The organism is Ramlibacter henchirensis (assembly GCF_004682015.1).
GTDB classification, from domain to species: domain Bacteria; phylum Pseudomonadota; class Gammaproteobacteria; order Burkholderiales; family Burkholderiaceae_C; genus Ramlibacter; species Ramlibacter henchirensis.
Map to the genome: position 1 here is coordinate 2,251,312 of NZ_SMLM01000001.1, position 21,561 is coordinate 2,272,872.

The window sequence follows — 21,561 nt, forward strand, 5'->3', positions numbered from 1 at the left end:
AGATGAGGTTGGGGTTCTTACAGCTGAGCCAGCGCTCGCGCGCAACTGTTCACGGCGCGAGCCAGCCAGGGAGGGTTCGCTCCAACGCGGCCCTCATGCGGCGCGCGTGCGAGCCGAGCCAGTAGATGCGTCCGCAGCCCGGACACTGGCGCGCCGGGCCGGGGAGATCGCGCACGTCGGGCGGCAGCAGCACCTCGCGCTGCGCCGGCGAGAGGGGATCGGGAAGCGGGGAATTGCACACCGTGCAGCGCGTGAACAGCTCGCGCGGCGGCTCGAGCTGCAGCGACAGCACGACGTCACGCAGCTGCTCGAGCGGTTCATCGCTTCGCACCTCGAGCGAGCGATGCGGCTTGAGCTCGCGCAGCAGGTGCCGGTCGCGCGTGAGCAGGATGCGGCGCTGCTCGTTGGCGCGGAACACCAGCTCGGGATCGTCCAGTTCCGGATCGAGCGTGGTGTCCCAGCCCAGCACGCGCAGCCAGCGCGCCAGGCGCGCGAGCATGGCGTCGGCGGCGAACCGCGGCGCCGCGCCGTCCATGCACGCCCCTACTTCTTGCCCAGGTTCAGGCGGCTCGCGCCCTCGGTGTAGAGCCTGGTCTTGTCGGCCATGAAGGCATCCATCTGCTCGACGCCGACGTTCACCAGCTCGAACCCGGACTTGGAGGCGAGCTCCTTCATCTCCGGGTCGTTGTTCAGCGCCATCCACAGGTCGGAGAGGCGCTTGCGCGCTTCCGGCGGCGTGGACTTGGGCACGCCGATGCCGCGGTACGCGCCGTCGACCCAGTCGACGCCCAGTTCCTTGAACGTGGGCACGTCCGGCATGGCGGGATGGCGCTTTTCCATCGCCACCGCGAGCGGGCGCACGCGGCCCTTGTTGGCGATGGCGAAGGGCACGTAGGTCATCGCACCATCGACCTGCGAGCCAAGGACGGAGCTGGCCATGTCGCCCGTGCCCTTGAAGGGCACGTACTGGGTCTTCACGCCGAAGGCCGCGTTCATGCGCTCATGGGCCGCATGGTTGGCCGAGTTCAGGCCCGAGCCGCCCAGGTTGAGCTTGCCGGGATTGGCCTTGGCCGCGCGGACGAAGTCCTGGAAGTTCTTGATCGTGCTCGACTCGGGCACGACCAGGATGTCGGGCGTGAAGTGGAACCAGAACACCGGCGTGACGTCCTGCGTCTTGTACTGCACCGTGCCCTCGATCGGCTGGAACACGATGTGCGGCAGGTTGACGCCGACGACGTTCAGGCCGTCGGCGGGCAGCTGGTTCATCTGCGTCCACATCAGCGCGCCGCCCGCGCCGGCCTTGTACTGGATGATGGTTTCGATGGCCGGGCAGCGCTTCTTGAGCACCACCTGCTGGTGGCGCGCCGACAGGTCCGATTCGCCGCCGGGCGGGAAGGCCTGCCAGTACATCACGTTCTTGTCGGGGCAGGCGGGCGCTTGCGCCAGGGCCAGCGGGGCGGCCAGTGCGAGGCCCAGCGCGGTGATCCAGTGTTTCATGCTTGTCTCCTTGAGTTGCTGTTCGTTGGCATGCGAACCGAGGGTTGTCGCAGGTATTCAGCCGGCGAGCAATCGGTGGCACACCGCATCGGTGACCTGCGCGGTGCCGGCGCTGCCGCCGAGGTCGCGCGTGTGCAGCTTCGGATCGGCGGTAATGCTTTCGATGGCCTTCATCAGGCGCTGCGCCGCGGGCTTCTCGCCGATGTGCTCCAGCAGCATCACGCAGCTCCAGAAGGTGCCCACCGGGTTGGCCAGCCCCTTGCCCATGATGTCGAACGCCGAGCCGTGGATGGGCTCGAACATGCTGGGGTAGCGGCGTTCCGGATCGATGTTGCCGGTGGGGGCGATGCCCAGGCTGCCGGCCAGCGCGGCCGCGAGGTCGCTGAGGATGTCGGCGTGCAGGTTGGTGGCCACCAGCGTGTCCAGCGTTGCGGGCCGGTTGACCATGCGCGCGGTGCACGCGTCCACGAGTTCCTTGTCCCACTTCACGTCGGGGAACTCCTTCGCAACCGCGACGGCGATCTCGTCCCACATCACCATCGCATGGCGCTGCGCGTTGGACTTGGTCACCACGGTGAGCTGCTTGCGCGGGCGCGACTGCGCCAGGCGGAAGGCGAAACGCATGATGCGTTCGACGCCGGCGCGGGTCATCATGCTCACGTCGGTGGCCACCTCGATCGGATGGCCCTGGTGCGCGCGGCCGCCGACGCCCGCGTATTCGCCCTCGGAGTTCTCGCGCACGATCACCCAGTCCAGGTCCTTCGGCGTGCAGCGCTTCAGGGGCGCGTCGATACCGGGGAGGATGCGCGTCGGCCGCACGTTGGCGTACTGGTCGAAGCCCTGGCAGATCTTCAGCCGCAGGCCCCACAGCGTGACGTGGTCCGGGATCCCGGGGTCGCCCGCCGAGCCGAAAAGGATGGCGTCGAAGCCGCGCAGCTGCTCGAGCCCGTCGGCGGGCATCATCTCGCCGCGCTCGCGGTACCAGTCGCCGCCCCAGCCGAAGCTCTGGAATTCGAACCGCAGTCCGTCCTGCGACTTCGCCAGCGCCTGCAGGACCTGCTGGCCTGCGGGGATCACTTCCTTGCCGATGCCGTCGCCGGGGATGCAGGCGATGCGGTGTGTCTTCATGGTCGCTCCTTGGGAATGCGACCGATCATCGGTGCTGCGGACTTGGGCGCGCCGGCCGCGCCCTCAAGCCATCGTTCACCGCCGGGTGAACAATCGGCGGCTCAGACGGCCTTGTTCATGTCGACTTCGATGCCGGCCTTGCGCATCTCGCGCGCCAGCAGCAGGCGCCACAGCTCGGCATCGTCGCGCGTGTGGACCTGCACCAGGCCTTCCAGCTCGGGCGCGAGCGCGGCCTTGCCGCTGACCAGGAAGCAGACCTTGCGGCGCGACAGCAGGCCGAACAGGAAACCGATCTCCATCAGCGTCTGCGGACGCAGGCCGGCGCCGCCGGAGGCGGGAGCGAGGTCGGCGGCGGGCACCAGCACGATGGCGTAGTCGGCCCCGCGCACGCCCTCGAGGCGCTCGAGGAAGGTGCTGTCGCCGCCGGCCGCGCCGGCGCCGAGCGGCGCTGCTTCCAGCCCGAGCTGCTGGACGAAGGAGGCGACCGAACGCGTGGCGGCGTCGTTCGCGTCACCCACGATCGCGACGCGCCGGCCGCCGCTGGCCGAGGGCGTGGTGGAGGTGGAGGCAGGTGCGGAGGCAGTCGTCGTCATGGGCGGTCGGGTCGGGGCGGGCGTGGGGGCGGGTGTCGGGGCAGGCGCCGGCGCGCGAGTCGGCGCGGGTGTCGGCGAAGGCATCGGGGCCCGCGTGGGCGCAGGCGTCGGCGCGGGTGTTGGCGCGCGTGTAGGTGCGGGCGTCGGCGCCGGAGTAGGAGCAGGCGTAGGCGCAGGGGTGGGCCGGGGAGTCGGCGCAGGGGTCGGAGCAGGTGTCGGCGCCGGCGTTGGCACCGGGGTCGGAGCCGGCGTCGGTGCGGGAGTCGGTGCCGGCGTCGGTGCGGGAGTCGGTGCCGGCGTGGGAGCGGGTGTCGGTGCCGGCGTGGGCGCCGGCGCAGGAGCCGCCTTCGGCGCGTGCGACGATTTGCCCGAGCCCTTGGCCGGTGGCGGCGCGGGCGGCCTGGTCCCCGCCTCCAGTCTCTGCGCCAGCACCTTCATCGCAGAGTTGATGCTGCCGACCGCCTTGTTGATGCCCGCCTTGATGCCGTCGCGCAGTTCCTCGTCGGTGTAGCGGTCGCCGAAGGTGGATTCCATCTCGTCATAGAGAGGACCGACCTTGAGCTCCTTGTACTCGGGCGTGCCGCTGCCCAGCACTTCGGCCAGCACGTTGTTGATGCGGTTCTGCAGCCCGTCGATGCGCGAGTCCCAGCGGTCCTGCAGGCCCGAGAGGTCGAACCGGCGCACCTCCTGGACGAGCCGTTCCAGCCGTTCGATCGCGGCTTCGATCTCGGCGGCGCCGTGGTTGCGCGAGGAGGAGTTGCCGTGGGACATGCGTGGCGGATGGGCTGGAGGAGCCGCCACTTTAACCCGTCCGGTTGAGCAGAATCACCCCATGTCCACGCCCGCCGCCTCCGCCGAGATGCAGTTCTTCAGCCTGCTGGTGCGCAGCGGCAGCCTCTCGGCGGCTGCGCGCGAGTTGCAGGTCACCACGCCGGCGATCAGCAAGCGCCTCTCCTTGCTGGAGCAGCACCTGGGCGTGCGCCTCCTGCGGCGCACGACACGCCGCATGGCGCTCACGGCGGAAGGCGAGGCCTACCTCGCCGACGCGCGCCGCATCCTGGCCGAGATCGATGCGCTGGAACAACGCCTGCTCGGCGCCACCGAGCAGCCCGCCGGCCTGCTGCGCGTGAATGCGACGCTCGGCTTCGGCCGCATGCACATCGCGCCGCTGATCTCCAGCTTCGTGCGCGAGCATCCCGGCGTGCAGGTGCAGCTGCAGCTTTCCGCCAGCCCGCCGCCGATGACGCAGGATGCATTCGACGTCTGCGTGCGCTTCGGCGAGCCGCCCGATGCGCGCGTCATCGCCCGCCTGCTCGCGCCCAACCGGCGATTGCTGTGCGCCTCGCCCGGCTACCTGGCCCGCCGCGGCATACCGAAGACCCCGGGCGATCTCGCGCGGCACGACACCATCGCGATCCGCCAGGGCGACGACGCCTACGGTGTGTGGCGCCTGCGCTCGGGCAAGCGCACCGAGACGGTCAAAGTGCAAGGGACGCTGAGCAGCAACGACGGCGAGATCGCCGTGCAGTGGGCGCTGGCCGGCCACGGCATCGTGATGCGCGCGGAGTGGGACGTCGCGCGGTACCTGCGCAGCGGAAGGCTGCGCGAGGTGCTGCCCCACTGGCAGACGCCGCCGGCGGATGTGTATGCGGTCTATCCGGTCCAGCTGCAGACGGCGGCGCGCGTCAGGGCGTTCGTCGACCACCTCGCGGCCCAGTTCGCGAAGGGTGCGGACGCGGCGCCCTGAGCCGCGCGGCGGAGCGACAATGCCCGCCCCAAGCCAAACCGGAGGTGAACATGGGTGTCACCGTTGCAGACCTGCAGGCCTTCGCCGATGCGTTCAACCGCCACGATGCCGAGGCGATCGTGGGCTTCATGACAGACGACTGCGTGTTCGAAGCCTCGGCCGGAGCGGACGTTTGCGGAACGCGGTACGTGGGCAAGCAGGCCGTCAAGGCCGGCTTCACCGACGTCTGGACCACCTATCCCGACGCGCGCTGGAGCGCACCGCGCCATTTCGTCGCCGGCGACCGCGGCGTGTCCGAATGGACCTTCAGCGGCACGCGCGAGGACGGCACCCGCGTCGAGGTCAACGGCTGCGACGTGTTCACCTTCCGCGACGGAAAGATCGCGGTCAAGAACTCGTTCCGCAAGAACCGTCCGCTGCTTCCCGCGAAGTAACGCACCTACTGCACGTTCGCGTTCACCGCGGCATTGCCGCTGATCGTGAAGGCGCAGCTGCGGGTCTTGTTGCCGCCGCTGGAACAAGCGCCCGACCAGATCACGTCACGGCCGTTGGTCGCGCTGAGCGTGATCCTGGTTCCGGACGCGAACGAGGCGGCCCCGCTCGTGCCCACCGCCACGTTGATGCCGGCGGGGCTCGACGTGATCCGTTCGCCGCCGCGGCCCGAAGCCGTCACCGTCAGCGTGACCGTCTGCGCAGGCGGTGTGACGGTCAGGACGGCGGTGCGCGTCACCCCCGCGGCGCCGGCCGTGATCGTCGCCGCAGTGGATGCGCTGACGGCAGTTGTCGCGATCGCGAAGCTCGCGCTGGTCGCACCCTGCGGCACCGTCACGCTGGCGGGCGTTGTCGCCGCCGGGCTGTTGCTCGACAACGCGACCACCAGGCCGCCCGCCGGCGCTGCGGCCGACAGCGTCACGACGCCCTGCGAAGCCGAGCCGCCTGTGACACTCGCCGGATTGACCGACACGGCGGAAAGTCCGGCCGGCTCCGCGGTCGGGACGACGGTCAGCGTCGCATTGCGCGTGACGTCCGCATAGGTGCCGCCCACCGTGACCTGCACCGAGGCCGACACGGCCGTCGTGGTGGCGACGAACGCCGCCGTGGTGGCGCCCGCTGCGACCGTGACACTGGGCGGCAGCATCACCGTGTTGGCATTGCTGCTCGAGAGCGTCACCAGCGCGCCGCCCGCGGGTGCGGCGCCGGTCAGCGTGACGGTGCCTTGCGCCTGGTTGCCGCCGACGACCGTGGTCGGGCTCACGCTCACCGCCGCCAGCCCCGGCGGCGAAGCGGCCAGCCGCGCGGTGAACCGCCGCGGAGAGGAGAACGGACCGAACACGCCGGCCGAGTTGATCGCCCGCACCCGCCAGAACAGGCGTGCCGCGGGCAGGCTGCCGATGGTTGCCTGCGACACGTTCACGGTTCGCGTGGCGCGGAACGGCGGGCCGAAGTTCGACGAGTCGTCCACCTGGATCTCGTAGCTGGTCGCGTTGGGCACGTCGTTCCAGTCGAAGGTGACGGGCTGCGACACTGTGGCGTCGGTGGCGGGCGACAGCAGCGTCGGCGCGGCAGGCCGCGGCGGCGCGGCCTGGCCGGTCGTGTTGATCAGCACCGTGGTGGCGGGGAAAGCGCCGCCGAGGCCGAGCACGAGGTCGGGCTTGGCGTCGCTCGTGAGTTGCGCGGCGATGATGTTGATCGTTCCGACGCTGGATCGGTCGGGGGGCGGGTAGTACCGGGTGAGCGGCTGGAAAGTGCCGTCGCCGTTGCCGTTCAGGATTTCCATGATGCCCATGGTCCCGTCGCCGAGCGCGAGGGCAATGTCGGTGAATCCGTCGCCATTGAAGTCGCCGACCGCCTGGCTCTGCGGGATCAGGATGTTCGGCTCGGTGATGAGCAGCGGCGGCATGCGGAAGCTGCCGTCGCCGTTGCCGGTCAGGACGGCCGTGCGGCTGCCGTTGAGGCCCAGCGCGACCACCAGGTCCTCGATGCCGTCGCCATTGAAGTCCGCGACGTCGACGTCGGTCGCATCCTGGCCGAAGGCGTTCTCGGCGATCAGCGTCAGCGTCGGCTGCTGGACGAAGGTGCCGTTGCCGGCGCCGAGCAGGATGACCAGGCGCGCCGTCGAACTCGCGATCGCCAGGTCCCGCCGGCCGTCGCGGTTGAAGTCGCCCACCGCGATCTCGGCCGTCGTGAGCCCGATGTCGATCTCGGCCGCAGGCTGGAACGTGCCGTCGCCGTTGCCGAGCATCACGGTGATGGTGCTGCCGACGCGGCACGGCGCGGTGAAGCACGCGACCTGGTGGCCGATGACGACGTCGAGCTTGCTGTCGTTGTTCAGGTCGGCGGCGACGATCGCCGGCGAATCGAAGCCCGAGGTGTTCGGGAAGTTCACGGGCGCCTGGAACGTGCCGTCGCCGTTGCCCACGAGCAGCGACAGGCTGAGCGCCGGGTCGTTCAGGGTCACGGCCAGGTCGATCCTGCCGTCGCCGTTGAAGTCGCCCGCCGCCACGTCCTGCGAAGAGCTGCCGGTCGGGAAGGAAGTGGAGTCGCCGAACGTGGCTTCGCCGGTGGACAGCCGCACTCGCACCGAGGTCCCGCCGGTTCCCACGAGGTCCTGCCGGCCGTCTCCGTTGACATCGGCCGCGATCACGTTGTTGCCGAGCAGCGGAAGGTCGCTTCGGGAAAACGCCGCCGGTGTCGTGGCCGCAGCGGCGACCGACGCGGCGAGCGCGGTCGCCATGAACAAAAGCAGCAGCAGGAGCCGGCGAAGCGGCTCGCGCACACGCACCGATCGGATCGGGATGGCCATCGTGGGCTCCTGGCAGGGCGGCGGATGGCGCCCGATCGCTTCAGGCTAGGGGGGATTCGCGGCTTGTCAATGAGTCGTTGCGCAAGAGGTGCGGCTCTTTCCCATCCCTACAATCTCGCACATGACTGATGAGGTGCTGGTGAAGAGATGCCGGCCCGGTGGCGGGGAGCATCAACGATGAGCGGGGTGGCAGCGATCCGCATCGCGGCGGTGATCGCGATCGGCTACGGCCTGTGGGTGCTCGCCGGCGGTCCGGTGCGCTTCGGCGCCGGCTCGGAAGCCCTGACGATGCGCGTGAGCCTGGCGCAGCCCGTGACCTGGCTGGTGGGCCTGCTGGCTCTGGCCATCGGATCCACGCTCTGGATGCGGTTTGCGTTCGCGTGGTGGCTGGGGCTCGCGGCCGTCCTGTTCCAGGGCTGGCGCATCGTCTACCCGATCTTCGCCAAGGGTGGCGCGCCGCGCCTGCCGGGCGCCGCAACGCTCCTGGTGCTCGCGCTTCTCCTGGTATTCGTCGCGCTGCTCTTCATGCCGAAGGCGCGCGCCGCCTGCCATCGCTGACCCGGCGCAAGGCCGCGCGGCCGCCCTCGGGCAATGCCGGCATCTGCGCCTCACGGCCCTCGAAGTGCGCCTCCGGGTGCAGCACCTGCAGGCGCAGCCTGATCTCGTCCACGCGCGGCATGGGCAGCTCGGCGATCAGCAGGATCTGTCCCTGCTCGATGCAGGGCGTGAAGCGCTCCAGGCGCTTGCTCGGGATCGAGACGCCGATCATGGTCGACACCCACGTGCCCAGCAGCGCGCCGGCGAGCGCGAGCAGCGGAGCCAGGATCCACTGCGGCTCGTCGCCGACGATGGGATACCAGACCGCGACGAACCCGCCAAGCAGCGCGCCCTCCGCGATGCCCAGGACCAGCCCCCTCTCGGCCGACCGAAGGACCTCGGACGTCAGCAGCACGTTGGCGGCATGCAGGCCGTGCAGGTTGATGTCGTCCCGCGCGACGAAGTGCATGTCGCGGTAATCCACGCTGGACAGCAGCAGGTCCTTCATCGTGGCCCGGGCGCTTTGCAGGTCGGGCAGGAGCCAGTAGATCCTCATGTCCCGCTCCTTTGCGCGTCAATGCGCCGGTCGCTGCTGCTCCTCCGCCGTGGGCGCGAAGAAGGTGCCGCGCGACAGGAACGTGTAGCCGGCCTCCAGCGCGCCGATGCCGATGAGCGTGATCAGCAGCAGGGGCGGCACGACGATCGCGTAGAACAGCGCGAGCCGCTCCCACAGCATGTGCATGAACACGGCCACGATGAGGCCGGCCTTGAGCAGCATGAAGAGGATGATCAGCGACCACCTCAGCAGCCCCTGCAACTGGTACCAGTCGACCGCGTACGACGCGGCGCTCAGCACGAACAGCAGCCCCCAGATCTTGAAGTAGACCCCCAGCGGATGCTGCTGCCCGTGCGCATGCGAGCCGGTCGGCTCCGCGTCCTGCGTGGCATGTGGCTCTCCTGCATGTTCCATGCTGCCTCCCGCGTCACCAGAGATAGAAGAAAGCGAAGATGAAGACCCAGACCAGGTCGACGAAGTGCCAGTACAGGCCCATGATCTCGACGATCTCGTAATTGCCCCGGCGGCCGGTCAGGAACCCCCGCCGCTCCCGGTCGAGGTCGCCGCGCACCACCTTCACTGCGACGACGATCAGGAAGATCACCCCGATGGTCACGTGCGTCCCGTGGAACCCGGTGATCATGAAGAAGGCCGATCCGAACTGCGCCGCGCCCCACGGGTTGCCCCAGGGCCGCACGCCTTCGGAGATCAGCTTGTACCACTCGAAGGCCTGCATGCCGACGAAGGTGGCGCCCAGCGCGGCCGTCGCGATCAGCAGGATGGCCGTCATCCTGCGGTCGCGCCGGTAGCCGAAGTTGACGGCCAGCGCCATCGTGCCGCTGCTGCTGATCAGAACGAACGTCATGATCGCGATCAGCAGCAGCGGGACGTTCTGGCCGAACATGTGCAGCGAGAACACCTCGCTCGGGTTGGGCCACGGCACGGTGGTCGACATCCGCACCGTCATGTACGAGATGAGGAAGCTGCCGAAGATGAAGGTGTCGCTCAGCAGGAAGATCCACATCATCGGCTTGCCCCAGGGGACGTCCTTGAACGCCCGCTGGTCCGAGGACACGTCGGTGACGACGCTGCGCCAGCCGTCGCGCCCGGGCAGCGCGCCCGCGGTGCCGGTTGCCTGGTGGTTGGCCATGGGGGTGGGTCTCCTTCTACAGCGGCGACGACGAGCAGATCGCCAGCCCGATGTCCTTGGACACGAGCAGCGCATACAGCACCACCCAGACGGCCAGCAGGTAGTGCCAGTACGTGGCGCACAGTTCGACGGCCAGGCGGGTCCGCGCGGCATCGCCACCGCCGCGCCACGCGCGCTTCGTCGCGCGCGCCCAGGCCACGAGCCCGCCGAGCACGTGCAGGCCGTGGACCGCGGTGAACAGGTAGAAGAAGGCGGTGGCCGCGCTCGTCGCGACAAAGAAGCCCGCGTCGTTCAGTTGCCACCAGACGAACAGCTGCCCGGCCAGGAAGCCGAACGTGAGCACCCCGGTGGCCACGAGTCCGCGTTGCACGCTGCGGGCTTCGGCGCGCCGTGCGGCATACACGGTCCACTCCATCGCCACTCCCGCGCCGAGCAGCACCGCGGTGTTGAGCATCAGCAGCCGCGGCCGCGGCATCGGGCTCCAGTCCTCCAGCTCCAGCCGCATGGCGTAGGCGCTGATGAAGAGCACGAACAGCGACGAGGCCACGCCGAGGAACACCCACAGCGCGATCTTCGCGGCCGGCCGGGCCGCGACGCCGACCGCCAAGGGCGTCACGGCCTGCGCCTGCCAGGGCTGCACGTTGATCGTCTGGCGGAACAGCCACCAGACGATGACGCCCATCAGCAAGGTGAGGAAGACCAGCCCGATCGTCATGGCGCTGCCCGCTCGACGGGATGCGGGCTCCTGGCCCACGCTTCGACCGCCACGTCCGAAGGCGGCACGTTCTGCGGGATGTAGTCGGTCTTGATGCCCGGCACGCCGTAGTCGTAGGCCCAGCGGTAGACCACCGGCAGCTCCTTGCCGAAGTTGCCGTGGCCCGGCGGCGTCTGCGGCGTCTGCCACTCCAGCGTCGTCGCGTGCCATGGGTTCCCGCCGGCCGGGCGGCCGTGCCGCCAGCTGCGCACCAGGTTGTAGAGGAACAGGATCTGCGCCGCGCCGACGACGAAGGCGGCCAGCGAGATCCAGGCGTTCAGCAGGTGGGCCGAGTCGGGGATGAAGGTGGTGCCGCCGATCGCGTAGTAGCGCCGCGGGATGCCCATGAAGCCCAGGTAGTGCATGGGATAGAAGATCCCGTACGTGCCCAGGAAGGTCACCCAGAAGTGGATCTTGCCCATGCGGTCGTCCAGCATGCGGCCGGTGATCTTCGGGTACCAGTGGTAGATCGCGCCGAACACCACCAGCACGGGCGCGATGCCCATCACCATGTGGAAGTGCGCCACGACGAACATCGTGTCCGACAGCGGCAGGTCGACCACCACGTTGCCGAGGAACAGCCCCGACAACCCGCCGTTCACGAAGGTGAACACGAAGGCTATGGCGAACAGCATCGGCACCGTCAGTCGGATGTTCCCTTGCCAGAGCGTGAGCACCCAGTTGTAGACCTTGATCGCCGTCGGCACCGCGATGATCAGCGTGGTCGTGGCGAAGAAGAAGCCGAAGTACGGGTTCATGCCGCTCACGTACATGTGGTGCGCCCACACGATGAAGCTCAGGCCGCCGATGATCAGGATGGCCCAGACCATCATCCGGTAGCCGAAGATGTTCTTGCGCGCGTGCGTGCTGATCAGGTCCGACACGATGCCGAAAGCCGGCAGCGCCACGATGTAGACCTCCGGGTGGCCGAAGAACCAGAAGAGGTGCTGGAACAGCAGCGGGCTGCCGCCCGAGTAGCCCAGTTGCTGGCCCTTGGAGACGAGCGCGGGCATGAAGAAGCTGGTGCCCAGGGTCTGGTCCAGCAGCATCATGATCGCGCTGACGAACAGCGCCGGGAACGCCAGCAGGGCCAGGATGGTGGCCACGAAGATGCCCCACACGGTGAGCGGCAGCCGCATCATCGTCATGCCGCGCGTGCGCGCCTGCAGCACCGTCACCACGTAGTTCAGGCCGCCCATGGTGAAGCCGATGACGAAGACGATCAGCGACACCAGCATCAGGATGATTCCCCACCTCGCGCCGGGCGTGCCATCCAGGATGGCCTGTGGCGGATAGAGCGTCCAGCCCGCGCCGGTGGGCCCACCCGGCACGAAGAAGCTGACCACCAGCAGGACCACCGCCAGCAGGTACATCCAGTAGCTGAGCATGTTGACGTAGGGGAACACCATGTCGCGCGCCCCCACCATCAGCGGGATCAGGTAGTTGCCGAAGCCGCCCAGGAACAGCGCCGTCAGCAGGTAGATCACCATGATCATCCCGTGCATGCTCACCAGCTGCAGGTACGTGCTCGGGTCGATGAAGGAGAAGCGGCCCGGGAACCCGAGCTGCAGCCGCATCAGCCAGGAGAACACCAGCGCCACCAGCCCGATGCCGATGGCGGTGACCGCGTACTGGATCGCGATCACCTTGGCGTCCTGGCTCCAGATGTACTTGCCCGCGAAGCTTGTCGGGTGGTGGAGATCGACTTCGCCGACCTCCGCGGGTGGCGCGAAATCCGATTCGTCGTGCGCAACGTGGGTTGCCATGGAGCCTCCGCCGCTCATCGCGAGTTGATGTAGGCCAGGATGTCGCCGATGGCGGCGTCGTCGGCCAGCATCCCGGCCACCAGCGCCATCTGGGAACCGTGGACGTCCTGCCTGTGGGCGCCGCGCACGCCGTCCCGGAAATTGCGCAGCTGCGTGGCCATGTACCAGTCGTCCATGCCCTGCAGCCGCGGCGCGTTGGTCGCGGGGTTGCCGCGGCCTTCGGCGCCGTGGCAGGCGGCGCAGGTCACGTAGCGCGCGCGCCCGCGGTCGACGTCGCCCTTGAACGTGGTCGCGGGCGGCTTGTCGGGCAGGGTCCCGATGTAGGCGGCGACGTCGGCGATGGCGCGATCGTCCACCAGCGTGGCCGCCATCGGTGCCATCACCTTGCCGAACGTGTCCTTCTCGTGCGTGCCGCGCGCGCCCACCTTGAACAGCCTGAGCTGCCGCTCCAGGTACCACGCGCCGTGGCCTGCGAGCTTGGGCGCGTTCATCGCGCGGTTGCCCTCGCCGTTCTGCCCGTGGCAGGCGGCGCAGGCGGCGTACAGGGTCTTGCCCGCCGCCGCATTGCCCTGGGGCTGCTCGTTCAACTGCGCGAAAGTGGGCTGGCGCTCCAGCCACGCCTGGTAGGCGGCGGGCTCCTGCACCACGATGCGGCCGCGCATCGCGTAGTGCCCGATGCCGCACAGTTCCTCGCACAGCAGGTCGTAGGAGCCGGCGCGCGTGGGCGTGAACCAGGAGTACGTGACCTGGCCGGGCACCAGGTCCATCTTCACGCGCAGCTGCGCCACCGCGAAGTTGTGCAGCACGTCCTTGGAGCGCAGCAGCAGCTTGACCGGCTGCCCGAGCGGCACGTGCAGCTCGGGGCTGGCGAGCAGGACGTCGTCATGCCCGTTGCGGTCGGCCGGATTCATCCCGAACGGGTTCTTCTCGTTGACGAAGCGGGAGTGCACCGTGCCGAGCTTCCCGTCCTTGCCGGGCAGCCGGTAGGCCCAGTTCCATTGCTGCGCCACGACCTCCACTTCGCGCGCGTCCTGCGGCACGCGGACCACGTCGGCCCACACGACGAGGCCAGGCGCCAGCATCGCCGCAACGCCCAGCGAGGTGACCACCAGCAGCCAGAACTCGAGCCGCTTGTTCTCCGGCTGGTAGCTGGCCCGCTCGTGGGCGCGGTGGCGGTAGCGCACGAGGGCCCAGGCCATGAAGAGGCTGATCGCGACGAACACGATGCCCGTCACGACGAAGGTGATGGCGATCGTCGTGTCGATCGTGCCCCAGTTGGACGCGATCGGGGTGAAGTACCAGGGGCTGAGGAAGTGGAAGAGAACCGAACCAAGTGCGAGCAGGACGAGTGCGATCGCGATGCCCATGGCTACGCACCCCCGCCTTGACTCATGCAATCGAGCGCCGCGCCCGCCGCGGCAGCGCAAGCGCCAGCGGCTGACCGGGCGGTGGCCCGCCGGTGCCCACTGCGCAAACCCAGGAGAGCGCCCATCTGACCTCCCAAGTGCCGGCGCAGCGAAGCTGCGCCTCTTTTGATTTTTTGTACACCTGTGCGTCGGCTCACGCAAGCAAGCCGAATAGTCGAGATTGTCAAGCTCAGCTGTTTCGGGCCCCTCTTTGCACCGCGGACACGCTTCGTGGCCACAATGGGCATCACCATGGACCGCCGCTCGATCATCGTCGCGCTCGCGTGCTGGCCCTTTGCCCGCCTGCACGCCGAAGAGGACGTCTCGCGGCCACGCTACAAGATCTCCGCGGGCCAACTCCACAAGGCGCTGGCCACGCGCTTCCCGATGCGGTTCGGCTCGGAAGGCCTGCTCGCCATCGAGATCAGCGCGCCCAGCCTGCACCTGCTTCCCGCCCGCAACATGCTGGGCGCGGGGCTGCTGGCGGAGATCAAGGGCGTGCAGATGCGGCAGCCGCAGTGGGCCGAGCTCGACCTGGGCTTCGCCCTGCGCTACGAGCCGGCCGACCAGACGATCCGCGCCCACCAGCCGGAGCTCCTGGCCTTGCAGCGCAAGGGCCTGCCGCCCGACGCCCAGGACCTCTTCAAGGCGATGCTCCCGGTGATGGCGCGCGAAGCGGTCGGCGAAGTGGTCCTGCACCGCTTCTCCGCCAGCGAACTCGCGCTGGCCGACACCATGGGCTTCGAACCGGAGAAGCTGACGGTCGTTGAGGACGGGCTGGTCCTCTCGTTCGCGCCGAAGCAAGGCCGCTGAGCGCGGGCTGCGCGATGATCGCGGGTTCCCATTCCCGGTTGCCCCACCCCATGAAGATCCTCGAAGTCCGCGAAAAGACCTGCCCCATTTCCTCGCCCATCCGCAACGCGTACATCGACTTCAGCAAGATGACGCTGAGCCTGGTGGCGGTGGTCACCGACGTCGTGCGCAACGGCCGCCGCGTCGTCGGCTACGGCTTCAACTCCAACGGCCGCTACGGCCAGGGCCAGCTGATGCGCGAGCGATTCATCCCGCGCATCCTGGAGGCCGACCCTTCCACTCTCGTCGACGGCACCGGGAAGAACCTCGACCCCCACAAGGTCTGGGCCTGCATGTTCACCAACGAGAAGCCCGGCGGCCATGGCGAGCGCTCGGTGGCCATCGGCACCATCGACATGGCGGTGTGGGACGCGGTGGCCAAGATCGAGGACAAGCCGCTGTACCAGCTGCTGGCCGAGCGCTACGGCAACGGCAAACCCGACCGCAAGGTGTTCGTCTATGCGGCCGGCGGCTACTACTACCCCGGCAAGGACGACTCGCAGCTCAAGGATGAGATGCGCAAGTACCTCGACCGCGGCTACTCGGTGGTCAAGATGAAGATCGGCGGCGCATCGCTGGACGAGGACCTGCGCCGCATCGACTCCGTGCTGTCCATCCTGCAGGACGGCCAGCGCCTGTGCGTGGACGCCAACGGCCGCTTCGACCTGGACACCGCCATCGCCTACGCCAAGGCCTTGTCGCGCTACGACCTCTTCTGGTACGAGGAAGCCGGCGACCCACTCGATTACGAGCTGCAGGCGACGCTGCGCAACTACTACGCCAACCCGATGGCCACGGGCGAGAACCTGTTCTCCATGCAGGACGCGCGCAACCTCATCCGCTACGCCGGCATGCGCGCCGACCGCGACTGGCTGCAGTTCGACTGCGCGCTCAGCTACGGCCTGGTGGAGTACCTGCGCACGCTGGACATGCTGCGCCAGCACGGCTGGTCGGCCAGTCGCTGCATCCCGCACGGCGGCCACCAGATGTCGCTGGCGATCGCGGCGGGCCTTGGCCTGGGCGGCAACGAGTCCTACCCGGACCTGTTCCAGCCCTATGGCGGCTTTCCCGACGGCGTGAAGGTGCAGGACAGCTACGTGGTCCTGCCCGAGCTGCCGGGCATCGGCTTCGAAGGCAAGAGCGACCTGATCCGCGAGATGCGCGCGCTGGCCGAATAGCGCGGCAGCTCAACCGGGCCGCTTCGGCAACAGCTGTCACGTCCGGCCGCACACGGCCTTCGGGGCCGCCGCTAGCCTCGGGCGCATGAAAGAAATCGCCCTCCTCCCATCACCGCGCGAATCGGACTGGATGCCCGCGCTGCGCGAAGGCCTTGTCTCCGGCAGCCTGGCCAGCCTGCTGGCCACCGCGGTGCTCGCGTTCGCGGGGCAGCGCGAGACCGGCAGCGCGGTGGCGCCCATCAACGCGGTCAGCCACTGGCTCTGGGGCGAGGAGGCGCTGCTCGAGAACGAGCCCACCTGGCGTCACACGGCGCTGGGCTTGCTCACCAACCATGCGGCTGCGGTGTTCTGGGCCGTGCTGCATGCGAAGCTCGCTCGCCGCAGCCCGTGGGCGGGCACGCTGCCCGGCGCGGTGCTCGGGGGCCTCGCGACCAGCGCCGCCGCTTCGGCCATCGACTACACCATCGTGCCCAAGCGGCTCACGCCAGGGTTCGAGCACCGGCTGTCCACCCGGTCGATGGTGGGCGTGTTCGCCGCGCTCGCGGCGGGTGTCGCGATCGGGTCGATGCTGATGCGCGACCGCGACTGAAGCTGCCGCCTACTTCGCCTTCACCTTGTCCAGCGTGGCCAGGAAGGCCGCGATGTCGCGCGCGTCCTGTTGCGACATTCCGAGCGCAGGCATCGCCGTGAGCGGATCGACCTGCTGCGGCTGCAGCAGGAAGCGCACCATGTTGTCCGGCGTGTTGGGCAGCACGCCGGCGATGAAGGAGCGCTTGCCCATGCCGTCCAGCGGAGGACCCACGTGGTGGCTCGCGCTCACGAAACCCGGGATGACGTGGCAGGTGACGCACAGGTAGCGCTCGGTCGCCAGCCGCCCGGCGGCCACGTCGCCCCGCCGCGCGGGCGCGACGCGTGACGGCGCCGCGGAACCCGGCGCGGGCAAGGTGGAGGCGAGCTGCGCGTAATCGCGCGGCGCCAGCAGCGGCATCGCGCGCACGAAGGCGACCACGTCCCACACCTCCTCGTCGCTGAGGCGGTAGACCCAGGCCGGCATGCCGGTCATCTTGATCCCCTCCTTCACCACCCAGAAGATCTCGCCCGGCTGCCAGGTGCGGCCCGCGGCCAGCAGGTTGGCCGGCGCGGGCGTCAGGCCGAAGGCGAGCGGGTCCGGCGCGACGCCAGGCGCGCCATGGCATTGCACGCAGTGCTCCCGGTAGTGCGCGGCTCCGGCGCGCACCCGGCGCGTGTCGGCGAGGTCCGGCGGCGGCACGATGTTCTCCGTGCGCCAGAGGACCGAGCGGCGCATCGCGTAGTCCAGGACCTTGAACACCGGCGCGGTGTGCTGGTCGGTCGCGGAGATGTCGTACACGCCGCGCCAGACCAGCAGCGCCGCCACGCCGCCGGCCAGCACGAGCGCGAGCAGCAGGCCGAGAAAGAGGGTGCGCAGCCGGATCGTCATCGCGTTCAGTGCGCGTACAGGTAGGCCGCGATGTCGGCGGCCTCGGCCTGCGACACGCCCAGGTTCGGCATCGCGGTGCGCGGCGCGATCGAGGGTGGGTCGCGCAGCCACTGCACCAGGTGCTCCGGCGTGTTCGGCAGCACGCCCGCCAGGTAGCCGCGCTCGGCCAGGTGCAGCAGCGGCGGTCCGACGTTGGCGCCGTACGAAGGCAGGCCGGGGATGGTGTGGCAGGCCGCGCAGCCGTAGCGCTCGATCGCAGCGCGGCCGCGGTCGGGCTCACCGCCCGCGACCCGGGGCCGCTGGGGACGCTCGCTGCAAGCGGCCGCTGCGAAGGCAAGCAGCAGGACGATCAGGCGCCCGATTCGTCGCGAGAGGAGGTCGGACCGGCGCATGCCCTGTGATTCTGCGAGGGCGCGGCCTCGCCATGGGATCGCCCCAGCCCAGCCGTAACGAATTGGATTGAAAAAGATGGGTGGTTGGGTTTGCGCCGGCCCCACGGCACGCGGCAAGTCCCGCACCATTGACCTCGATCCACCGATGTCCATCCGACCCGCACCCGCAGCCCCGTCTTCGCGTGCCGTGCTCGCGCTCGTCATGGCCTCGTGTGCATCCGCCGCACTGGCGCAAGCCGCCGCGCCGCAGCAGTCGGCCCTGCGGGCGCACGGCGACGGCGCTGCGCACATCCTGGAGATCGCCTGGGTGCTCATCGCGGGCGGCGGCCTCATCTTCATCGCGGTGATGGCGCTCGGCGTCGTTGCGCTGAGCGGTCCCGCGTCGCTGAGAACCCGCCTCGCACAACGTGGCTGGGTGGTCGGGGCCGGCGTGGTCTTCCCGCTCGTCGTGCTCACGGTGCTGCTGGTCTACACCTTCGCCGTGGCCGCTTCGATGCAGCGGGCCCAGGCGCAGCCGGCCGCCACCCGCATCCAGGTCACCGGCGAGCTGTGGTGGTGGCGCGTGCGGTACCTCGGACCGGACGGCGCGACGCTGCTGGAAACCGCGAACGAGCTGCGCATCCCGACCGGCGAGCCGGTCGACGTCGAGCTGGTGTCCAACGACGTGATCCACAGCTTCTGGGTGCCGAGCCTCGCGGGCAAGGTCGACATGCTCCCGGGCAGCACCAACCGCCTGCGCTTGCGGGCGCGGGGGCCCGGCGTGTTCCGCGGCCAGTGCGCCGAGTACTGCGGCCTGCAGCACGCGAAGATGGCGCTGCACGTGATCGCGCACGCGCCGGCCGAACACGCCGCGTGGATGGAGGCGAACCGAAGCCCGGCCGCGCTGCCGCGCGAGCCGCTCGCGCAACAGGGCCGCGTGCTGTTCGAGCAGGCCCGCTGCGGCGTGTGCCACACGGTGCGCGGCACACCGGCCACTGGCTCGATCGGACCGGACCTGACGCACGTCGGCTCGCGCCTGACGCTCGCGGCCGGCACCTTGCCCAACGGGCAAGGCCCGCTCGCGGCATGGATCGCCGATCCGCAGCACATCAAGCCCGGCAGCCGCATGCCGGGGTACACGCGCTTCTCCGGCGAAGAGCTGCGCGCGCTGGCCACGTACCTGGAGGGGCTGCGTTGACGAAGGCGGAAGCACTGGATTCCGCTCGCCCCGGGAATGACGGAGAGCTGCCCAACCCGCTGCCGCGCCCCGCGGAAGAACTGGAGCGGCTGGAGCAGGCGTGGCGCTATCCACCCGGCATCCGGGTCCTTACGGAGGTCAACAACAACATCATCGGCGTGCTCTACATCGGCACGGCCTTCCTGTTCTTCCTGCTGGCCGGCGTGCTGGCGCTGCTGATGCGAACGCAGCTGGCGGTGCCCGAGAACCACCTGCTCGCCCCCGAGACCTACAACCAGGTCTTCACCATGCACGGCACGGTGATGATGTTCCTGTTCGCGGTGCCGATGGTGGAGGCCGTGGGCGTGCTGCTGCTGCCCAACATGCTCGGCGCGCGCGACCTGCCGTTTCCCCGCCTGTCGGCCTACGCGTACTGGGCGTACGCGGTGGGCGGGCTGGTGTTCTTCGGCAGCCTGTTCTGGGGCGTGGCGCCGCGCGGCGGCTGGTTCATGTACCCGCCGCTCACCAGCTATGAGTTCTCGCCGGGCGACAACGCCGACTTCTGGCTGCTGGGCATCGGCTTCATCGAGATCTCCGCGATCGCGGGCGCGATCGAGATCGTGGTGGGCGTGCTGCGCACCCGCGCGCCGGGCATGACGCTGGCGCGGATGCCGATCTACGCCTGGTCGATGCTGGTGGTGGCCGGCCTCATCATCTTCGCCTTCCCCGCGGTGATCCTGGCCACGCTGCTGCTGGAGGTCGAGCGCAGCTTCCAGTGGCCGTTCTTCATCGCGGCCAAGGGTGGCGATCCGCTCCTGTGGCAGCACCTGTTCTGGTTCTTCGGCCACCCGGAGGTCTACATCATCTTCCTGCCGGCCGCGGGCATGGTGTCGATGATCATCCCGGCGATGACGGGCAGGCCGCTGGTGGGCTACCGGCTCGTGGTGCTCGCCCTGGTCGGCACCGGCTTCCTCAGCTTCGGCCTGTGGGTGCACCACATGTTCACCACCGGCATCCCGCAGCTGTCGGTGAGCTTCTTCTCGGCCGCCAGCATGGCGGTGGCCGTGCCCAGCGGCATCCAGGTGTTCGCGTGGATCGCCACCGTGGCGGCGGCCCGCCGCATGCGGCCGCTCAAGACGCCGATGCTGTTCGTGCTCGGTTTCTTCTTCATCTTCGTGCTGGGCGGGCTGACCGGCGTGATGGTCGCGGTCGTGCCCTTCGACTGGCAGGCGCACGACACCTACTTCATCGTGGCGCACCTGCACTACGTGCTGATCGGCGGCATGGTGTTCCCGCTGTTCGCGGCGCTGTACTTCTGGGCGCCCTATGTGAGCAGGAAGCCGCTGTCGGAGCGGATCGGCAAGTGGGCGTTCTGGCTGATGTTCATCGGCGTGAACCTCACCTTCTTCCCCATGCACCTGACGGGCCTCGCCGGCATGCCGCGCCGCGTCTACACCTATGCCGACCATCCCGGCTGGGGCGCGCTCAACCTGCTGTCCACCGGCGGTGCCTACCTGATCGCGGCCGGCGTGCTGCTGGTCGTGATCGACATGGCGCTGCATTTCCGCATTTCCGGCCGCAATGCCGGCAACGTCTGGAACGCGGGCACGCTGGAGTGGCTGCCCAACGGCAACTACGCCAGCCGCAGCATCCCGCGCGTGACCGGGCGCGAACCGCTGTGGGAGCAGCCGGGCCTGCCGCGCGAGGTGGAGCAGGGCCGCTGGTACCTGCCCGGCGCACCGACCGGCCGGCGAGAGACGGTCGTCACGAGCCCGATCGAAGCCGAGCCGCAGTACCTGCTGCTGATGCCCGGGCCGGGCTGGTCGCCTCTGGTGTCCGCGCTCGGCACGGCCGGCTTCTTCCTGCTGCTCACGGTCAAGATGGTGCTGCCGGCGCTGCTGTTCGGCGTCGTGGCGATCGTCGCGCTGCTGAAATGGCTGTGGGCCAGCGACCCGGAACCGGACCATCCGCGGGTCGACATCGGTGGTGGCGTCCTGTTGCCCGTGCAGATGACGGGGCCGTCGTCGCACTCGTGGTGGGCGATGGTGGTGCTGGTGATCGTGTCGGCCTCGATCTTCGGCTCGATGGTGTTCTCCTACCTGTTCCTGTGGACCGTGTCGCCGGATGTCTGGCCCACCTCGACTGCGGTGCTTCCGGGATGGGTCTGGCCCGCGATCTCGGCCTCGCTGCTGCTCGCCAGCGCGATGCTGGTGCGCTGGTGCAACCGGCGGCTGCTGCGCGCGGAAAGCAGCACACAGCGGAGCCTTCAAGCCGTGCTGGGGGCTGCCGTCCTCCTGCTGTTCGCGTCCGTCGTGGTCGAGGTCGCGGGGCATCTGTCCACGCCGGTGAGTCCGACACAGAGCGCGTACGGCGCGGCCGTCTACATGGTTGGCGCGCTGCAGGCCTTCTTCGTGGCCGTCGTCGCGTGCATGGGGCTGTACACCATCGCGCGGTCCGCCTGCGGCATGCTGTCGGCGCGGCGGCGGCAGACTTTCGACAACACTCGGCTGTTCTGGTACTACGCCGTGGCGCAGGGGCTGGCGGGCCTCGCGCTCGTCCACGGTTTCCCGCGGCTCCTGGCGTGACC

21 protein-coding genes are annotated in these 21,561 nt (G+C 69.4%); 8 read left to right on the top strand and 13 right to left on the bottom strand.

The genetic code is table 11. The features are described 5' to 3' along the window. Positions 1-49: 49 nt before the first annotated feature. From EZ313_RS11110 to EZ313_RS11125, 4 genes are all read right to left on the bottom strand, one after another. Entirely contained in the window at positions 50-535 is a 486-nt protein-coding gene (locus tag EZ313_RS11110) for a Mut7-C RNAse domain-containing protein (protein WP_135263212.1), read from the bottom strand. Positions 536-543: 8 nt separating this feature from the next. Next, entirely contained in the window at positions 544-1,497 is a 954-nt protein-coding gene (locus EZ313_RS11115; RefSeq protein WP_135263213.1) for a tripartite tricarboxylate transporter substrate binding protein, read from the bottom strand. 57 nt (positions 1,498-1,554) lie between these two features. Beyond that, positions 1,555-2,625, bottom strand: coding sequence for a tartrate dehydrogenase (locus EZ313_RS11120; RefSeq protein ID WP_135263214.1), 1,071 nt, complete (start codon positions 2,623-2,625; stop codon positions 1,555-1,557). 101 nt (positions 2,626-2,726) lie between these two features. Further along, entirely contained in the window at positions 2,727-3,989 is a 1,263-nt protein-coding gene (locus tag EZ313_RS11125) for a TIR domain-containing protein (protein ID WP_135263215.1), read from the bottom strand. Between the two features lie 61 nt (positions 3,990-4,050). Here EZ313_RS11125 and EZ313_RS11130 point away from each other — a divergent pair, with 61 nt between their 5' ends. Together EZ313_RS11130 and EZ313_RS11135 are read left to right on the top strand one after the other, a co-directional pair. Further along, positions 4,051-4,965 carry a LysR substrate-binding domain-containing protein gene (locus EZ313_RS11130; protein WP_135263216.1) on the top strand — a complete coding sequence of 305 codons (915 nt, stop codon included), beginning with the start codon at positions 4,051-4,053 and terminating at the stop codon, positions 4,963-4,965. Positions 4,966-5,015: 50 nt separating this feature from the next. Next, positions 5,016-5,399 (top strand): nuclear transport factor 2 family protein, encoded by a 384-nt coding sequence (locus tag EZ313_RS11135; protein ID WP_135263217.1) that lies wholly within the window; start codon positions 5,016-5,018, stop codon positions 5,397-5,399. A 5-nt stretch (positions 5,400-5,404) separates the two neighbouring features. Here EZ313_RS11135 and EZ313_RS11140 read toward each other — a convergent pair whose 3' ends face one another. Next, positions 5,405-7,768 (bottom strand): FG-GAP repeat domain-containing protein, encoded by a 2,364-nt coding sequence (locus tag EZ313_RS11140; protein WP_135263218.1) that lies wholly within the window; start codon positions 7,766-7,768, stop codon positions 5,405-5,407. 177 nt (positions 7,769-7,945) lie between these two features. Here EZ313_RS11140 and EZ313_RS11145 point away from each other — a divergent pair, with 177 nt between their 5' ends. Beyond that, positions 7,946-8,326: a hypothetical protein gene (locus EZ313_RS11145; RefSeq protein ID WP_135263219.1), complete on the top strand. Its 381-nt coding sequence runs from the start codon at positions 7,946-7,948 to the stop codon at positions 8,324-8,326. Here EZ313_RS11145 and EZ313_RS11150 read toward each other — a convergent pair. Genes EZ313_RS11150 through EZ313_RS11175 form a run of 6 tightly spaced genes read right to left on the bottom strand, consistent with a single transcriptional unit; the run spans position 8,292 to position 13,898 of the window. Continuing rightward, complete coding sequence (locus EZ313_RS11150) at positions 8,292-8,861, bottom strand: DUF1269 domain-containing protein (RefSeq protein ID WP_240788587.1); 570 nt, start codon at positions 8,859-8,861, stop codon at positions 8,292-8,294. The two genes, EZ313_RS11145 and EZ313_RS11150, sit on opposite strands and share 35 nt — an antisense overlap. 18 nt (positions 8,862-8,879) lie before the next feature. Continuing rightward, complete coding sequence (locus EZ313_RS11155; protein ID WP_135263220.1) at positions 8,880-9,275, bottom strand: cytochrome C oxidase subunit IV family protein; 396 nt, start codon at positions 9,273-9,275, stop codon at positions 8,880-8,882. Between the two features lie 13 nt (positions 9,276-9,288). Continuing rightward, complete coding sequence (locus tag EZ313_RS11160; protein ID WP_135263221.1) at positions 9,289-10,011, bottom strand: heme-copper oxidase subunit III family protein; 723 nt, start codon at positions 10,009-10,011, stop codon at positions 9,289-9,291. Positions 10,012-10,027: 16 nt separating this feature from the next. Beyond that, complete coding sequence (locus tag EZ313_RS11165; protein WP_135263222.1) at positions 10,028-10,726, bottom strand: cytochrome c oxidase subunit 3; 699 nt, start codon at positions 10,724-10,726, stop codon at positions 10,028-10,030. Then, positions 10,723-12,531: a cytochrome c oxidase subunit I gene (locus EZ313_RS11170; RefSeq protein WP_135263223.1), complete on the bottom strand. Its 1,809-nt coding sequence runs from the start codon at positions 12,529-12,531 to the stop codon at positions 10,723-10,725. The genes EZ313_RS11165 and EZ313_RS11170 overlap by 4 nt, the downstream gene beginning before the upstream one ends. A 14-nt stretch (positions 12,532-12,545) precedes the next feature. Further along, positions 12,546-13,898: a c-type cytochrome gene (locus EZ313_RS11175; RefSeq protein ID WP_135263224.1), complete on the bottom strand. Its 1,353-nt coding sequence runs from the start codon at positions 13,896-13,898 to the stop codon at positions 12,546-12,548. A gap of 279 nt (positions 13,899-14,177) precedes the next feature. Here EZ313_RS11175 and EZ313_RS11180 point away from each other — a divergent pair, with 279 nt between their 5' ends. The 3 genes from EZ313_RS11180 to EZ313_RS11190 all read left to right on the top strand — a co-directional run bounded on the left by EZ313_RS11180 (position 14,178) and on the right by EZ313_RS11190 (position 16,556). Beyond that, positions 14,178-14,750, top strand: coding sequence for a DUF1439 domain-containing protein (locus EZ313_RS11180; RefSeq protein ID WP_167772560.1), 573 nt, complete (start codon positions 14,178-14,180; stop codon positions 14,748-14,750). Between the two features lie 50 nt (positions 14,751-14,800). Beyond that, a complete protein-coding gene (locus EZ313_RS11185; RefSeq protein ID WP_135263226.1) occupies positions 14,801-15,967 on the top strand; it encodes a mandelate racemase/muconate lactonizing enzyme family protein in 1,167 nt (388 codons plus the stop codon). 85 nt (positions 15,968-16,052) lie between these two features. Then, positions 16,053-16,556 carry a hypothetical protein gene (locus EZ313_RS11190; protein WP_135263227.1) on the top strand — a complete coding sequence of 168 codons (504 nt, stop codon included), beginning with the start codon at positions 16,053-16,055 and terminating at the stop codon, positions 16,554-16,556. Between the two features lie 9 nt (positions 16,557-16,565). Here the strand turns inward: EZ313_RS11190 and EZ313_RS11195 are convergent, their stop codons facing one another. Both EZ313_RS11195 and EZ313_RS11200 read right to left on the bottom strand, forming a co-directional pair. Then, positions 16,566-17,426 carry a c-type cytochrome gene (locus EZ313_RS11195; RefSeq protein ID WP_135263228.1) on the bottom strand — a complete coding sequence of 287 codons (861 nt, stop codon included), beginning with the start codon at positions 17,424-17,426 and terminating at the stop codon, positions 16,566-16,568. A gap of 5 nt (positions 17,427-17,431) precedes the next feature. Further along, positions 17,432-17,818, bottom strand: coding sequence for a c-type cytochrome (locus tag EZ313_RS11200; RefSeq protein WP_135263229.1), 387 nt, complete (start codon positions 17,816-17,818; stop codon positions 17,432-17,434). A 145-nt stretch (positions 17,819-17,963) separates the two neighbouring features. On the opposite strand from EZ313_RS11200, the gene EZ313_RS11205 reads away from it, so the two are divergent. Both EZ313_RS11205 and ctaD read left to right on the top strand, forming a co-directional pair. After that, positions 17,964-18,995 carry a c-type cytochrome gene (locus EZ313_RS11205; protein WP_240788588.1) on the top strand — a complete coding sequence of 344 codons (1,032 nt, stop codon included), beginning with the start codon at positions 17,964-17,966 and terminating at the stop codon, positions 18,993-18,995. Next, positions 18,992-21,559, top strand: a complete 2,568-nt coding sequence (gene ctaD / locus EZ313_RS11210) for a cytochrome c oxidase subunit I (RefSeq protein WP_240788589.1) — start codon at positions 18,992-18,994, stop codon at positions 21,557-21,559. Before EZ313_RS11205 ends, ctaD begins: the two co-directional genes overlap by 4 nt. Positions 21,560-21,561 lie beyond the last annotated feature (2 nt).

What these genes read in the sequence shown, in the direction of transcription:
- EZ313_RS11120 (WP_135263214.1), bottom strand. Translation starts at nt 2,625, where the DNA reads ATGAAGACACACCGCATCGCCTGCATCCCCGGCGACGGCATCGGCAAG.
- EZ313_RS11185 (WP_135263226.1), top strand. Translation starts at nt 14,801, where the DNA reads ATGAAGATCCTCGAAGTCCGCGAAAAGACCTGCCCCATTTCCTCGCCC.
- EZ313_RS11115 (WP_135263213.1), bottom strand. Translation starts at nt 1,497, where the DNA reads ATGAAACACTGGATCACCGCGCTGGGCCTCGCACTGGCCGCCCCGCTG.
- EZ313_RS11150 (WP_240788587.1), bottom strand. Translation starts at nt 8,861, where the DNA reads ATGAGGATCTACTGGCTCCTGCCCGACCTGCAAAGCGCCCGGGCCACG.
- EZ313_RS11180 (WP_167772560.1), top strand. Translation starts at nt 14,178, where the DNA reads ATGGGCATCACCATGGACCGCCGCTCGATCATCGTCGCGCTCGCGTGC.
- EZ313_RS11140 (WP_135263218.1), bottom strand. Translation starts at nt 7,768, where the DNA reads ATGGCCATCCCGATCCGATCGGTGCGTGTGCGCGAGCCGCTTCGCCGG.
- EZ313_RS11165 (WP_135263222.1), bottom strand. Translation starts at nt 10,726, where the DNA reads ATGACGATCGGGCTGGTCTTCCTCACCTTGCTGATGGGCGTCATCGTC.
- EZ313_RS11130 (WP_135263216.1), top strand. Translation starts at nt 4,051, where the DNA reads ATGTCCACGCCCGCCGCCTCCGCCGAGATGCAGTTCTTCAGCCTGCTG.
- EZ313_RS11175 (WP_135263224.1), bottom strand. Translation starts at nt 13,898, where the DNA reads ATGGGCATCGCGATCGCACTCGTCCTGCTCGCACTTGGTTCGGTTCTC.
- EZ313_RS11110 (WP_135263212.1), bottom strand. Translation starts at nt 535, where the DNA reads ATGGACGGCGCGGCGCCGCGGTTCGCCGCCGACGCCATGCTCGCGCGC.
- EZ313_RS11155 (WP_135263220.1), bottom strand. Translation starts at nt 9,275, where the DNA reads ATGGAACATGCAGGAGAGCCACATGCCACGCAGGACGCGGAGCCGACC.
- EZ313_RS11145 (WP_135263219.1), top strand. Translation starts at nt 7,946, where the DNA reads ATGAGCGGGGTGGCAGCGATCCGCATCGCGGCGGTGATCGCGATCGGC.
- EZ313_RS11195 (WP_135263228.1), bottom strand. Translation starts at nt 17,426, where the DNA reads ATGACGATCCGGCTGCGCACCCTCTTTCTCGGCCTGCTGCTCGCGCTC.
- EZ313_RS11190 (WP_135263227.1), top strand. Translation starts at nt 16,053, where the DNA reads ATGAAAGAAATCGCCCTCCTCCCATCACCGCGCGAATCGGACTGGATG.
- EZ313_RS11200 (WP_135263229.1), bottom strand. Translation starts at nt 17,818, where the DNA reads ATGCGCCGGTCCGACCTCCTCTCGCGACGAATCGGGCGCCTGATCGTC.
- EZ313_RS11135 (WP_135263217.1), top strand. Translation starts at nt 5,016, where the DNA reads ATGGGTGTCACCGTTGCAGACCTGCAGGCCTTCGCCGATGCGTTCAAC.
- EZ313_RS11125 (WP_135263215.1), bottom strand. Translation starts at nt 3,989, where the DNA reads ATGTCCCACGGCAACTCCTCCTCGCGCAACCACGGCGCCGCCGAGATC.
- EZ313_RS11160 (WP_135263221.1), bottom strand. Translation starts at nt 10,011, where the DNA reads ATGGCCAACCACCAGGCAACCGGCACCGCGGGCGCGCTGCCCGGGCGC.
- EZ313_RS11170 (WP_135263223.1), bottom strand. Translation starts at nt 12,531, where the DNA reads ATGGCAACCCACGTTGCGCACGACGAATCGGATTTCGCGCCACCCGCG.
- EZ313_RS11205 (WP_240788588.1), top strand. Translation starts at nt 17,964, where the DNA reads ATGTCCATCCGACCCGCACCCGCAGCCCCGTCTTCGCGTGCCGTGCTC.